The 12,549-nt window shown below is 37.8% G+C and carries 15 protein-coding genes; 7 read left to right on the top strand and 8 right to left on the bottom strand.

The genetic code is table 11. The features are described from left to right. The first annotated feature begins 94 nt into the window (after positions 1 to 94). Complete coding sequence (locus JI723_RS10570) at positions 95 to 1,522, top strand: AMP nucleosidase (RefSeq protein ID WP_476445222.1); 1,428 nt, start codon at positions 95 to 97, stop codon at positions 1,520 to 1,522. A gap of 434 nt (positions 1,523 to 1,956) precedes the next feature. Here the strand turns inward: JI723_RS10570 and hiuH are convergent, their stop codons facing one another. Then, positions 1,957 to 2,370 carry a hydroxyisourate hydrolase gene (hiuH, locus tag JI723_RS10565; RefSeq protein WP_070928659.1) on the bottom strand — a complete coding sequence of 138 codons (414 nt, stop codon included), beginning with the start codon at positions 2,368 to 2,370 and terminating at the stop codon, positions 1,957 to 1,959. 209 nt (positions 2,371 to 2,579) lie between these two features. Between hiuH and JI723_RS10560 the strand changes: the two genes are divergently transcribed. The 5 genes from JI723_RS10560 (at position 2,580) to JI723_RS10540 (ending at position 6,332) form a co-directional block, all read left to right on the top strand. After that, positions 2,580 to 3,116, top strand: coding sequence for a GNAT family N-acetyltransferase (locus JI723_RS10560; RefSeq protein WP_070928661.1), 537 nt, complete (start codon positions 2,580 to 2,582; stop codon positions 3,114 to 3,116). 22 nt (positions 3,117 to 3,138) lie between these two features. Then, entirely contained in the window at positions 3,139 to 3,558 is a 420-nt protein-coding gene (locus JI723_RS10555) for a helix-turn-helix domain-containing protein (protein ID WP_306803286.1), read from the top strand. Positions 3,559 to 3,674: 116 nt separating this feature from the next. After that, positions 3,675 to 4,634 carry an acetyl-CoA carboxylase carboxyl transferase subunit alpha gene (accA, locus tag JI723_RS10550; RefSeq protein WP_319065987.1) on the top strand — a complete coding sequence of 320 codons (960 nt, stop codon included), beginning with the start codon at positions 3,675 to 3,677 and terminating at the stop codon, positions 4,632 to 4,634. Positions 4,635 to 4,716: 82 nt separating this feature from the next. Continuing rightward, positions 4,717 to 5,415 carry a phosphohydrolase gene (locus JI723_RS10545; protein ID WP_272579814.1) on the top strand — a complete coding sequence of 233 codons (699 nt, stop codon included), beginning with the start codon at positions 4,717 to 4,719 and terminating at the stop codon, positions 5,413 to 5,415. 26 nt (positions 5,416 to 5,441) lie between these two features. Continuing rightward, on the top strand, positions 5,442 to 6,332 hold the full coding sequence (locus JI723_RS10540) for a LysR family transcriptional regulator (protein ID WP_070928667.1): 891 nt from the start codon (positions 5,442 to 5,444) through the stop codon (positions 6,330 to 6,332). A gap of 14 nt (positions 6,333 to 6,346) precedes the next feature. Here the strand turns inward: JI723_RS10540 and JI723_RS10535 are convergent, their stop codons facing one another. From JI723_RS10535 to JI723_RS10520, 4 genes are all read right to left on the bottom strand, one after another. Then, the gene (locus tag JI723_RS10535; protein WP_272579892.1) at positions 6,347 to 6,817 is read right to left on the bottom strand and encodes a YehS family protein; all 471 of its coding nucleotides are present in this window, start codon (positions 6,815 to 6,817) and stop codon (positions 6,347 to 6,349) included. Between the two features lie 276 nt (positions 6,818 to 7,093). Continuing rightward, positions 7,094 to 7,408 carry an AzlD domain-containing protein gene (locus JI723_RS10530; RefSeq protein ID WP_070928671.1) on the bottom strand — a complete coding sequence of 105 codons (315 nt, stop codon included), beginning with the start codon at positions 7,406 to 7,408 and terminating at the stop codon, positions 7,094 to 7,096. Continuing rightward, the gene (locus JI723_RS10525) at positions 7,405 to 8,106 is read right to left on the bottom strand and encodes an AzlC family ABC transporter permease (protein ID WP_140180120.1); all 702 of its coding nucleotides are present in this window, start codon (positions 8,104 to 8,106) and stop codon (positions 7,405 to 7,407) included. The genes JI723_RS10530 and JI723_RS10525 overlap by 4 nt, the downstream gene beginning before the upstream one ends. Before the next feature lie 146 nt (positions 8,107 to 8,252). Next, on the bottom strand, positions 8,253 to 9,092 hold the full coding sequence (locus tag JI723_RS10520) for an AraC family transcriptional regulator (RefSeq protein WP_070928675.1): 840 nt from the start codon (positions 9,090 to 9,092) through the stop codon (positions 8,253 to 8,255). 513 nt (positions 9,093 to 9,605) lie between these two features. Here JI723_RS10520 and leuE point away from each other — a divergent pair. Then, the gene (gene leuE / locus JI723_RS10515; protein WP_140180116.1) at positions 9,606 to 10,247 is read left to right on the top strand and encodes a leucine efflux protein LeuE; all 642 of its coding nucleotides are present in this window, start codon (positions 9,606 to 9,608) and stop codon (positions 10,245 to 10,247) included. A 179-nt stretch (positions 10,248 to 10,426) separates the two neighbouring features. Here leuE and JI723_RS10510 read toward each other — a convergent pair whose 3' ends face one another. From JI723_RS10510 to JI723_RS10500, 3 genes are all read right to left on the bottom strand, one after another. Then, positions 10,427 to 10,888 (bottom strand): GNAT family N-acetyltransferase, encoded by a 462-nt coding sequence (locus tag JI723_RS10510; RefSeq protein ID WP_272579816.1) that lies wholly within the window; start codon positions 10,886 to 10,888, stop codon positions 10,427 to 10,429. 7 nt (positions 10,889 to 10,895) lie between these two features. Continuing rightward, positions 10,896 to 11,525 carry a GrpB family protein gene (locus tag JI723_RS10505; protein WP_319065992.1) on the bottom strand — a complete coding sequence of 210 codons (630 nt, stop codon included), beginning with the start codon at positions 11,523 to 11,525 and terminating at the stop codon, positions 10,896 to 10,898. Between the two features lie 140 nt (positions 11,526 to 11,665). After that, positions 11,666 to 12,538 carry a DMT family transporter gene (locus JI723_RS10500; protein WP_272579818.1) on the bottom strand — a complete coding sequence of 291 codons (873 nt, stop codon included), beginning with the start codon at positions 12,536 to 12,538 and terminating at the stop codon, positions 11,666 to 11,668. Between the last annotated feature and the right edge of the window lie 11 nt (positions 12,539 to 12,549).

Here is a 12,549-nt window from a genome sequence, read left to right as displayed (position 1 = left end):
GCTAAAGACATACACTGCTCTACAGTTAACTACGCCATCCAATAAGGGGTTATGTGTGTCTTTAGAAAAATGTAAAAGCTATGAAAATCTATCTATTGATGACGTTTTAGACAAACTTTCTTTATTATACGGTAATGCTATCGAGTCACTCCGCAATGCGATAGCGGCTTATATTAATAATGGGCAACTTCCCGAAGTAGATGCACGTGAAAAAGGTTTATTTGCTTACCCTGAATTATGTGTTGAATGGCGTGGTAAAGTTGATCGTTGTGAAAAAACAAGAGCATATGCTCGGTTTGTCAAGCCAGGTAACTACTGCATTACTATTACCCAACCAAATTTGTTTCGCCAATATCTTACTGAGCAATTAGCTATATTGCAGCAAGATTATGATGTTACTTTTTCTGTTCGTCCATCTAAAACAGAAGTGCCTTATCCTTTTGTCATTGACGGTTCAGATCTTGTTTTAGACCGCAGTATGAGCAGTAGTTTAGCTGCACATTTTCCTATTACTGATTTAGCTGATATCAGTGATGATATTACTGATGGTTTAGTTCAATTTAAAGGTGAAATGCCGCTTTCTCATTTTGACGCATTACGGGTTGATTTTTCTCTAGCTCGGTTAAAGCATTACACGGGTACACCGCCGGAGCATGTACAACCTTATATTTTGTTCACTAATTATAATCGTTATGTCGATGAGTTTGTTAGTTGGGCATGTGAGCAAATTAAGGATCCTGATAGTCGATACATAGCACTATCCTGTGTTGGGCATAATTATTTAACCGCAGAAAATGCGGATCCACAAATTGCCACATCTGACCTAACGTGGAAAAAATTCCAAATGCCGGCCTATCATCTATTAGCGAAAGACGGTATAGGAATAACATTAGTGAATATTGGTGTTGGGCCATCCAACGCCAAAAATATTTGTGATCATTTAGCCGTATTACGCCCACATGCATGGTTAATGATTGGTCATTGTGGTGGGTTACGTGAAAGTCAAAAAATTGGTGATTATGTGTTGGCTCATGCTTATTTGCGTGATGACCATATTTTAGATGACGTGTTGCCACCTGACATTCCAATTCCAAGTATCGCTGAAGTGCAAAGAGCGTTATACGATGCAACTAAGCAAGTCAGTAATATGCCTGGTGAATTAGTCAAACAGCGTTTACGCACTGGTACTGTTGTGACAACCGATGATCGTAACTGGGAGTTGCGTTTTTTTGCAACAGCACGTCGCTTTAGCTTAAGTCGTGCGGTAGCTGTTGATATGGAAAGTGCTACCATTGCAGCTCAAGGTTATCGTTTTAGAGTCCCATATGGAACATTATTATGTGTCTCTGATAAGCCATTACATGGCGAAATAAAATTACCAGGTCAAGCCAACAGCTTTTATGAAGGAGCTATTTCTGAGCACTTGCAGATAGGGATCCGTGCGATAGATCTTTTACGACAAGAAGGCGATAAGCTGCATTCAAGAAAATTAAGAACGTTCGATGAACCACCTTTTAGGTAGAGAAGGGTAAGCATTTATGGCCGAGCGCTCTTACAAGTTCAATGTTTGGATAATTGATTAAAAAAGAGGCACTGATTTTGTGCTAGCCTACCCGTAAGATAATTTCTGCATTTTAGAAAAATGCCACCTTAATAAGGTGGCTAATCATAGATTACTTGATAACTGAGTTTAAGGATAGGTTATTCAAGTAGAATAAATATAAGTTGAAGTGAATAATTATGCTTTGTTATCGTTAACATTTGAATAAGAAAGTTGTTTTACTGTGTAAGTAATCAATTCTAAATATTTAAAGAGGGTATCTGGTAGGGCACATATTTTATTTTTAGAGCAGCTGGTTCTGCACGTATCATTATGTGGATGACAACCCACATAACAAGCAACTAAAAGTGCTAATCGTGATGACCAGCACTCAAGTTAAATAGCTTAATTAAAAATTAACTGCCTCTATAAGTAGAGTAGCCATATTGGCTTAAAAGTAATGGAATATGATAGTGCTCATTCACATTATTTATATGAAACTCGACGGGAATTTCAGGGAAAAAACTTTCTTTGCCTTGCTCTTTAAAATATTCGCCCGTTTTAAAAACAACTCTATAGTCACCAACAGTCGGAGTTTCTGTATTATCTGGCCAGATCGACTTAATTCTACCATCATTATCCGTTTTTTCTGAGTTTAGTCGGACCCATGTATTTGATTGTTTTTTTTCTAATGTGACTTCAACGTTAGATGCAGGTTTTCCTGTTTGTTGATTGAGTATATGAACACTTAGTATGTCACTGGCTGCAATAGAAAGAGCAGGAGCCATCATTAAAGGGGTGAGCAGTAAATATAAGGCACTTTTGTTCATTTTGATATCCTTTCATTAATCAAGAGAGAATATTTTAACTATAAGAGTGTGGAATTTACCTTACGGGAAGGTTACATTTCTGTCATTTATTATGATATCTATATGTTTTTAGCGTATTTGTAATAAATAAAATGTTTGAGTTGTTGTTAGGCTTATGAATGAGAATGAATTAACCATAACTCGCTAAGTGATCGGGGGAAGGAAAAATAATGACAAGTTTCAGCGGTACTATTCCTCAGCTTGAAACCGAAAGGTTAATTTTATCTGGGCACCAACAAAGTGATTTTGCTGCATTAACACAATTATGGGCCACTGAAGCGATGGTTCAGCATATTGGTGGCGTACCTTCTACCGAACGTGAATCGTGGATGCGAATGTTGGCATACGGTGGTTTATGGCCAATACTTGGTTTTGGCTATTGGGCTGTAAGAGAAAAGCATACAAGGCGTTATGTTGGGGATCTCGGATTTGCAGATTTTCATCGTATAATCCAACCACCAGTAAAAGGTATTCCTGAAGCGGGTTGGGTGATCGCTCCTGAGTTTCAAGGCAAAGGGTATGCGACAGAAGCCATGCAAGCCGCACTAAATTGGCTAAGCGACTTGAATCAATTTGAGCGTTCAATTTGCTTTGTTGCTTCAGAGAATACGCCATCTCTACGAGTAGCTCTAAAGTTGGGCTATATCGTACAAAAAGATGTTATTATGAATGGTACGAGTTCAGTATTACTTGAGAAAAAACTGTAAATAAAATTAGCGAGTCATTAACATGATGGTAGATGAATTAGATATTTCAGAAGTGAGTGAATTATCAGGTTTACCAGCATCCACTCTTCGTTATTATGAGGAGAGAGGGTTGATTAAACCTATTGGTCGTAAGGGACTAAAACGTGTTTATCATGCAAAAGATGTCATGACTCGCTTATCATTAATTTCTTTAGGCCGCGAAGCTCAATTTACACTTGATGAAATTAACGTCATGTTGAATAAAGAGAAAGGACCAAGTATCGAACGTCGCCATTTACAAGCAAAAGCCAGTGAATTACAAAATACTATTGATAATTTAATGACATTAAAAAATGCCCTCTTGCATATTGCTAATTGTCCAGAAGAGGATCACCTACTTTGTCCAAAATTTCAGAAAATCATGTCTATAGGATTGCGAAATAATCGAAAGCTGAATAAATAGTAATTACCTTCCTATTATCCCATTTCAGATAGTAATCTATCCCATTTTCCTGCATAGAAAGCCCTGAAAATCTTAACTACACTTAAAGTCATCGCCTCATTGATTCAAAGGGTCTTATGTCTACTCATTTTTTAGCATTTGAAAAACCGATAGTCGAATTGAATGAAAGAATCGACGCTTTAGCCGCTTTTAAACAAAGTGGTCAACAGCCCGACATTGAGTTTGATGAAGAAATTAAACTGTTAGAAAAAAAATGTCTTACTCTCACTAAGAAGATTTTTTCTCAGTTGGGTGCATGGGAGATTGTTCAGTTAGCAAGACATCCAATGCGTCCGTATACATTGGACTATATTTCTTTGATTTTTACAGATTTTCAAGAACTCGCGGGTGATCGCGCATTTGCGGATGATAAGGCTTTGGTTGGTGGATTAGCACGGCTTGAAGGCCAACCAGTTATGGTGATAGGACAGCAAAAAGGGCGTACGACAAAAGAAAAAGTGTTACGTAATTTTGGTATGCCTTCCCCTGAAGGGTATCGCAAAGCACTGCGTTTAATGAAAATGGCTGAACGTTTCCATTTACCCGTAGTGACATTTATTGATTCAGCAGGTGCTTACCCAGGAATTGGCGCTGAAGAACGGGGGCAAGCAGAAGCCATTGCTCGGAATATTATGGAAATGTCTTGCTTAAAAACGCCGATTATTTGTGTGATTACTGGTGAAGGTTGTTCTGGTGGTGCACTTGGTATTGGTGTCGGTGATCGTATTAATATGTTGGAATATAGTACTTACGCTGCAATTTCACCTGAAGGTTGCGCATCCATTTTGTGGAAAGACGCACAGAAAGCTCAAATTGCAGCAGAAACTATGGGAATGACTGCAAATCGCCTTAAAGAATTGAAAATCATTGATACGGTGATCCCTGAACCATTAGGTGGTGCACACCGTGATTATGAACAAGCGGGAAAAAATTTAAAGCAGCAATTGATTACTGATTTAGTAGCATTAAAACAATTGGATATTGAAACTTTGCTGGCGGAACGTTATCAAAAAGTTATGGCTATTGGTTATTGCTGATAGCCATAACGGTTGTTTTAATACTTCAAAAGGCTGTTCATGTTATATTGATTTATCTAACAAAATCAGAGTCGAGATTTGAATGGATATTCATAAATGGGCAACCTTATTTGATAATTATTTGCAGAAAAACTGGACGATAACTGATAATAGCCACGATATTTCCCATGTACGCAGAGTTTGGGGAACTGCGCGGCATTTGATGGAAAATGACAGTAACGTAAATCCTTTAATTGTACTTACTGCATGTTATTTTCATGATTTTGTAACTCTCCCCAAAAATCATCCACAAAGACATCAAGCATCCTCTCTGAGTGCGGATAAGACAATCAAGGTATTACAAAACTATTTTCCAAGCTTTCCTGAATATTATTATGTCCCAGTTAGACATTGTATTATTGCTCATAGTTTTAGCGCTAATATTGAGCCAATTACAATTGAAGCAAAAATTGTACAAGATGCTGATAGATTGGAAGCATTAGGCGCGATAGGTTTAGCGCGCGTGTTTGCAGTAAGTGGCCAATTAAATCGAGCGCTGTTTGATGCCAATGATCCTTTTGCGAAAAATAGGCCTTTAAATGATAATTTATGGGCACTTGACCATTTTCAGGAAAAATTACTGAAATTGCCAGAAACAATGCAAACTAAAGCTGGTAAAATTCTAGCGACGCATAACGCAAATTATCTTGTGCAATTTATGGCAAAATTAAGTGCTGAATTAAACGGTGATCCACTGCAAGTTGATCAACACATTATTGATAGGTTTGTACTCGATGTTTAATCATAAATCGTGGTGAAGGATCCTTAATGTCAGTTGACCTAAATTTATTAAAAGTATTTATATCCGTCGCCTCTCAAGGGAGCTTTGCGCGAGCAGCACAGCAATTATCAATGCCGACATCGAATGTTAGCCGTAGTATAAAACAGTTAGAACAACAGCTAAATTGTCGCTTAATTGAACGAACAACGCGCAGTATGAGGCTAACCGAACAAGGTGATATTTTATTAAAGCAGAGCCAAAGGCTTTATGAAGAACTCGATGAGACTTTAGATCAAATTAGTCACCGTGAAATATTATCGGGTGCTTTACGTCTTACTATTCCGAGTGAAGCGGGGAGCCTATTATTAGCCGAGATAATCGCTGAATTTGCATTACAGCATCCGAAATTAGCGATTCACTGTGATACACAGCTTATGCCCTTGGATGTGATAAATGATGATATCGACTTACTGTTTACCTTTCATCGTGGTGAATTGGATAATAGCAGCTATCACTCTCGGCTAATTAAAACGTGGCAAAGTGTGGTCGTCGCATCACCACAACTTATTGAGCGAACAGGGCGGCCTCAAACAATCGCAGACCTCGCCAATATGCCATGTATTTCTAGTTTAAGTGCCTTATCAGGCCAGCCATGGGTGTTTATTGATCAACAACAATGCCAGCAAAAAATTAATATTAATAGCCAATATCGAGTGAATAGCGGTATTTTAGCCAATGTTGCAGCTCTTAAAGGGGTCGGTTACGCTATTTTGGCCAAAGAGCCTTGTGAACAGGAAATTGCACAAGGATTACTTGAGGTGATTGAGTTTGATGAGCAGCCAGCTCCGATTGAATTACGAGCTATTTATGCGAGCCGTCGTTCATTATCACCGAAAATAGATGTATTTTTGCAATATCTATTGCAACGGCTCGCGTAGTTAATGTAAGTAAATTACTTGGATAAATTACGCAGTTGCATCGTCATGCCTTTCAGAAAATAGCGTAATAACTGATCGCCGCAATCACGGTAGTTTTTATGATCAGGTTTGCGGAATATGGCATTAAGTTCAGGTTTTGAAACACGAAAATCAACTTTTTGGTAGATCTCGATCATATCAGTGTCTTTTAATGCAAAAGCAACTCGTAGTTTTTTTAGGATAATATTATTGGTAATACGAGTTTCTACTTCAGGCATTGGGTTATTGTCATCTTTACCACGGCGGAAATAGATCAAACCGTTCAAGAAATGGCCAAGTAATTTGTCATTGCATTCAACATAGTCAGGATCGTCGTCTTTTTTTAACCAACCTACCATTTCAGCTTTAGTTACAGTTAAATCAGCAAGTTTAATAATTTCAACCATCTGGTTATCACTCAGATCTAGCATGTAACGGACACTACGTAACACATAATTATTCAGCATATTTAATGATCTCATCTGTATTTCAAATCAACCACCAAGGCTGAAATTTAAAAATAGTGTAATTTTGAGGTGAGGATATTAGAAGGAATAGAGGGGTATGTAAAGCTAGCGATTTTGTTGTTTTATACTCGTAATACCCAAGTTGCAGCGCTTTGCATTAAGTGGCCATTTGCGCGGGTCACATATTGGCACATGATCTTAGCGACTTATTCACTTCTTGTTTCGCTGCATCTTGAATTATTTAGAGTCTATATTAGCGATACATACCTTATGAAATCAGCCAATAAAGTAAATCAAGCTATAGAAAAAGAGCAATGTGAGTCCAACTGTCATTAACATATTTCGAATAAGTGATGCCGTGATGACACAGAAAAGGGCACCCCATAGATAGGGGTTATCAGGAAAGTCGCGTAGCTGGTGATTTTCTAAAAGGATCACCGGCGCGCAAATAGCAGTTAAAAGACAAGGAGCCGAGTAGCTTAAGGCTTGTTTAATAAACAGTGGTAACCTAACAGGTAACTGCGGGATCAAAAAAATATAACGCAGAGAAAAAACGATGATGGAAAGCGAAATAATTAATACCCAAATCATTTTTCTTCCTTAAGTAAACGAGAAACTAAAACTGATACGCACATTCCACCAACCCCAGCAATGACAATTGCACTGCTAATTGAGTAAAGTGAAAGTACCACCGCAACAATCAGTGAGAAGAGGACACCACAAATCGTACTGACTTTTTTAGTCAGGGGGACAACAATTGCTAATAATGTTGCGACAACAGAAAAATCTAAATGTAATCGGCTAAGATCAGTAATGAAATTAGCCATGACGATGCCGCAGAGGCTAGTGATTAACCACACGATATAAAAACTAAACCCCGCACCAAATAAGTAAGGGAAACTTAATGGCTGCCGCTTAGCTGCACTGATGGCAAATAATTCATCAGTTAATAAAAAACCAATACTTAGGCGTTCTGCTGTAGTAAAATTTTTTACATGGGGGCGCATGGTGAGACCGTACAGTAGATGCTGCGATGTAATGAAAAACACAGAAATAATAATGGTTAGATAGCCCGCTCCTGAATTTAATAAACCTAAAGTCACAAGCTGAGCCGCTCCCGCAAAGATCATGATCGACATAGAGATACTTTGCCAAAACGAAAGTCCAGCCTCTACAGCCATTGAACCCGCTAAAATACCCCATGGAATAACGGCTAAGTTTAATGGTGTCATATGTATTGATCCATCAATAAAAGCACGCCGCCAATGGCGACTTTGTTGTAACTGCATTGATTTAATACCCTTTTTGACCGTTTTCTTTATCATACTGGTGTTGTTATAAAGGTTATAGAATAAAATTGCTCTTTTCTCGTCAGACTTCAAGCTGCCGCGCATTTTATTAAGGTCTGGTGAGTTCGCTCATTCGTGCTAATAAGCTATTTATGGTCACTTAGCCTATTTATTTGATGTTGAATATATTGGCCTGGAGTCACACCAATAGCTTGCTTAAAATGGCGAGTGAAGTGACTTTGGTCAGAGAAACCGCATTGACTTGAAACATCAGCAGGTTTTAATCCTTGAAGAAGTAATTTTTTGGCTTTGTATAATCTTGCTTGTATTAAAAAAACGTGTGGCGTAGTGCCAGTATGTAATTTAAATTGTCTCAAAAAATGCCACTGGCTAAAGCCTGCTATTGTAGCTAATTCAGTTAATGAATGTTCTTGCTCAGCGCTATTCATCATCAAGTCACAAATATTTTGTATGCTTTGCTTGGCAGGGGTAATGTCCTGAAGTCGCAACCTACTTTTGTTGTATTTTAAAATTAACCAACTCATAGAAGAAAGTAACAAGGTTTCTTTTAACAAGGTATTGTTTGGTTGTAGCAGTAAATCGAAGAGTAGGCTAAGTTGGCTTGCTAAACCTGAGTCATGAATAACGGCATTTGGAAACCAAGGGGTAACTCCATAGTTTTCAGTGTTGAGATCTAATGTTAAACGTTCAAACATTTCAGGTGTGGGATAAATAGCTTTATAAGCCCAGCCATTTGCAACAGCAGAAGAGCCAGTGTGAATTTCATCAGCATTGATAATAATAATGTCGCCTTTTGGTGCATAATGATTTTCACCAGTACGAAAAAACTGTTGTGCGCCATCCTCCATTACACCAATACAAAAGCCTTCATGAGTATGTCGGGAAAATTTTTGATGATGGTATTGAGCTTGGATCATTTCTAGCCCATTGAGCTCTTGTAGATGAAAATAGTTGGCGCTATCCAAAGTGGGTTCCTACAAAATTCAAATAAATATACTCGTGATACTTCAAGTTGCAGCGCTGTTGATTATGCTCATTCGCACTAATCACATACATGTATATTCTCCTAGCGAGTCACTCACTTGTCGCCTAGCTGCCCCTCGAATTATTTAGAGTATCGATGCGATTAAATCCAGAATAGTTATACCGCTAATCGTTATGAGTTTCACTATCACTTTCAAATATTTTTAATTAGTTTATAAATTCAATAAAAATAAATAAATTGGAATAAAAAACTGTTTTAAGATTGAAAACAACAGGGTTCTATTTCTCACAGATAAAGTGAAATATAACTCTAACTTAAGGGTGTTTTTAGGTTTAAAATGTATATCTGTGTATTTATAACTAGTTCATATGACTGTATTTTGTATTGCATATAGTGATATCTTTTACAGTTTAATAAACCCGTGTATCATAGGTGTCATCAAGTAGATATGTTTATTTTTTGTTATAACTTTTATTAAGTTAGCGGGTTCCTTATGCTTGAAAATTTTGGTATCACAAACTTATGGACTTATTTAATTGGTGTGATTTTCATTACACTTGTTCCAGGCCCTAATTCTTTATTTGTATTAACAAGCAGTGCAAAATATGGCATCAAAAATGGCTATAAAGCGGCGTTAGGTGTGTTTTCAGGTGATGCGATACTGATTTTTTTATCATTTTTAGGGGTTGCTTCATTAGTAAAAACATCGCCTATCTTCTTTAGTGTTATTAAGTATGTTGGTGCAACTTATTTATTTTATTTAGGAGTGAAAACGCTTTACAGTGTTTTCCATAAAAAAGAGCAAGCCGCAGATGTGGATGCAATTGTCCTAGCGACAAAAGGGACGTATCAAAAAGCGGTATTTTTAAGCTTGCTCAATCCTAAAATGATTATTTTTTATGTGTCATTCTTTATCCAATTTATTGAGCCTACTTACCCGAATGCGGGGATCCCATTTTTTATACTGGGTAGTATTTTGGAAATATGTAGCATGATTTACTTGTCATTATTAATCTTTGGTGCCGTCGCTGTTACGAATATGGTTAAACATAACCAAAAACTCTCTAAGCTATCTAATAGCTGTATTGGTGCCGTGTTCTTAATGTTTGGTGCTAAACTTGCATTAGCCGCTTAAAATCTTACATATCGCTTATTCTTTGCCGGCCATTTTATGGTCGGTAAATGGCTGCGAAACGGAATAAAAGCGTGCTTTCTCCCGCTTCGTGTTATCAGCCGAAAATCAATCAATTGATTTTTCTCGTTTATGTCAAAACATTAGTCACTGTTGCCAAACATAATACGTTTGGCAACAGCCTAGCCGCGTTTCATTACAGTTACTTGCTCATTATTAGCGATAGTGTGTTGTACATCACGCCATCCCATTCGGCGATAAAGCGCTTGCATATCTGGTGTGTATAAGTACAGACATTCATCAGTATGTTGTTTAAATTTGTGATAAAGCTGCTCAATGAGCTGACTACCGATACCCTTACCACGAGCAGAGGGCACCGTAACGATTTCACCAATCCACCATTTGCTATCTTTAATGCCAATGAGCTCATTCAAAATGATACTGGCGGTAGCAAGTAATTGCTCGTTATCATCTATAAAGCAAGCAACGGTTTGTGGGCTAGGCGCTGTAATACGTGTGATTAAGCGCTGACGAATATTATCAAGATCACTCCATGATTTGAGTTCGTGCCATTCAGTATGCAGAGTATGGGTAATTTGCTCGATAAGGTGAGTATGGTGTTCATTTAACGTAATAAAGTGCATAGGTGACCTAATAATTAGTAATAAGTAATGCAGGTAAAAGGGTATCCAGTTCAGCAAATATGTGTTGATAGATTTGTTTAACTACTTCATTTTTATTCAGGTTATAGGTCACAACATCATTGGTACCCATTTTCGCCGACAGTTTAGTTTCCTCATATAAAGCGCAATCTTTTGGATGTGTGATTAACCAATCACGAAACAAGAGATGGCGTATATGTTCAGGGCAATTTTGTGGGAAGATATGTAGATTCACTCGGGGTTCAGCTAAGCGTAACATCCGATGTTGATACCATGATAGCTCTCTTACCGTCAGCTCATAACCTAAGCTTTCTAAGGCCGCTAGATAGCGACTTTCATCATTAGGTGATTGAACAATCAGATCAATATCAATAACAGGCTTTGCCGCTAATTTAGGTACTGCGGTTGAACCTACATGTTCAATACTTATAAATTGATTAGCAAGTACATTACTAATTGCTTGTTTTTGCTCAGTAAAAATTAATGGACATTCATTATTATATTTAACAACATCAATCTGTTCAGGTTGAGGTTTTCCTTTTACCCATGGGTTTTCATTAGGATCACCATCCAGAAATGTCATTATTTGTTGCTTGAGCTGCTCGATTGATATTGTCATAGATAATTCCAATGCGATTGTAATAATCTTTTCATCTTAGCTAAACGTGGATCAAATGATCGCGCTTTAAGTGCATTAACTGGCTCTTTTAATAAAAAAATGGGCAGTTCAGTGATTGAACTTCACCATTTTGCTTGTTGTTAGTGGCTAAAACGTTTTGAACCGATAACACAAATAATAACGCCTATTGTTGAGATAACCATCAATGTGTTAATTGATTCTTTAAGTATCCATGCTGAAATCATTAATCCCATAAAAGGTTGTAGTAGTTGTAATTGGCTTACACCTGCAATACCTCCTTCCGCTAATCCGCTGTACCAAAAGAAGAAGCCAATTAGCATGCTAAATAATGCGACATAGCCAAGCCCACCCCATGCAAAAGCAGGAACAGCCTCCAAACTGTCAGGCCAAAGTAATAGGCAGAGAATAAGCATGACCGGTAATGAAATAACTAATGCCCAACAAATGACCTGCCAGCTACCTAAATGCTTTGATAACTTTGCGCCTTCGGCATAACCAAGGCCACAGACTAAAACAGCAGCGAGCATATATAAGTCACCGATTAATGTGCTGTTTCCTCCCTGAAAATAGGCAAATCCCATAACAAACAGACTACCTAATACAGAAAAGAACCAAAATGCTTTATGGGGTCTTTCACCACCACGCAACACACCAAAAATAGCGGTAGATAAAGGCAGTAGCCCTAAAAAGACCATAGAATGCGCAGAAGTTACCTGTTTTAAGGCGAGGGCGGTTAAAAATGGAAAACCAACGACGACACCTAATGCAACAACAGACAATCCAATAATTTGTTGTCTATTTGGTAATTTTTGACGAAACAGTATTAAAATCAGCACAGAGAGTAACCCTGCGATAGCGGCTCGGCTGGCAGTTAAAAAGTCAGGAGAAAAGCCAATTAAAGCTGCTTTAGTTGCGGGCAGTGAACCACTGAAAATAGCGACTCCAATAAAGCCGTTTATCCAACCGCGAGTAGTATGAGAATACGATTTCATTTTAATTACCT

This window comes from Providencia manganoxydans (assembly GCF_016618195.1).
GTDB classification, from domain to species: Bacteria; Pseudomonadota; Gammaproteobacteria; order Enterobacterales; family Enterobacteriaceae; genus Providencia; species Providencia manganoxydans.
Note: the sequence above shows the minus strand (reverse complement) of the source record. Positions and strands in the feature narration are given on the sequence as shown.

Coding starts and splice junctions, on each gene's coding strand:
- JI723_RS10505 (WP_319065992.1), bottom strand. CDS start 11,525: ATGACAATATCAATCGAGCAGCTCAAGCAACAAATAATGACATTTCTG.
- leuE (WP_140180116.1), top strand. CDS start 9,606: ATGCTTGAAAATTTTGGTATCACAAACTTATGGACTTATTTAATTGGT.
- JI723_RS10510 (WP_272579816.1), bottom strand. CDS start 10,888: ATGCACTTTATTACGTTAAATGAACACCATACTCACCTTATCGAGCAA.
- JI723_RS10555 (WP_306803286.1), top strand. CDS start 3,139: ATGATGGTAGATGAATTAGATATTTCAGAAGTGAGTGAATTATCAGGT.
- JI723_RS10545 (WP_272579814.1), top strand. CDS start 4,717: ATGGATATTCATAAATGGGCAACCTTATTTGATAATTATTTGCAGAAA.
- JI723_RS10530 (WP_070928671.1), bottom strand. CDS start 7,408: ATGATTTGGGTATTAATTATTTCGCTTTCCATCATCGTTTTTTCTCTG.
- JI723_RS10535 (WP_272579892.1), bottom strand. CDS start 6,817: ATGCTGAATAATTATGTGTTACGTAGTGTCCGTTACATGCTAGATCTG.
- accA (WP_319065987.1), top strand. CDS start 3,675: ATGTCTACTCATTTTTTAGCATTTGAAAAACCGATAGTCGAATTGAAT.
- JI723_RS10560 (WP_070928661.1), top strand. CDS start 2,580: ATGACAAGTTTCAGCGGTACTATTCCTCAGCTTGAAACCGAAAGGTTA.
- hiuH (WP_070928659.1), bottom strand. CDS start 2,370: ATGAACAAAAGTGCCTTATATTTACTGCTCACCCCTTTAATGATGGCT.
- JI723_RS10540 (WP_070928667.1), top strand. CDS start 5,442: ATGTCAGTTGACCTAAATTTATTAAAAGTATTTATATCCGTCGCCTCT.
- JI723_RS10500 (WP_272579818.1), bottom strand. CDS start 12,538: ATGAAATCGTATTCTCATACTACTCGCGGTTGGATAAACGGCTTTATT.
- JI723_RS10525 (WP_140180120.1), bottom strand. CDS start 8,106: ATGCAGTTACAACAAAGTCGCCATTGGCGGCGTGCTTTTATTGATGGA.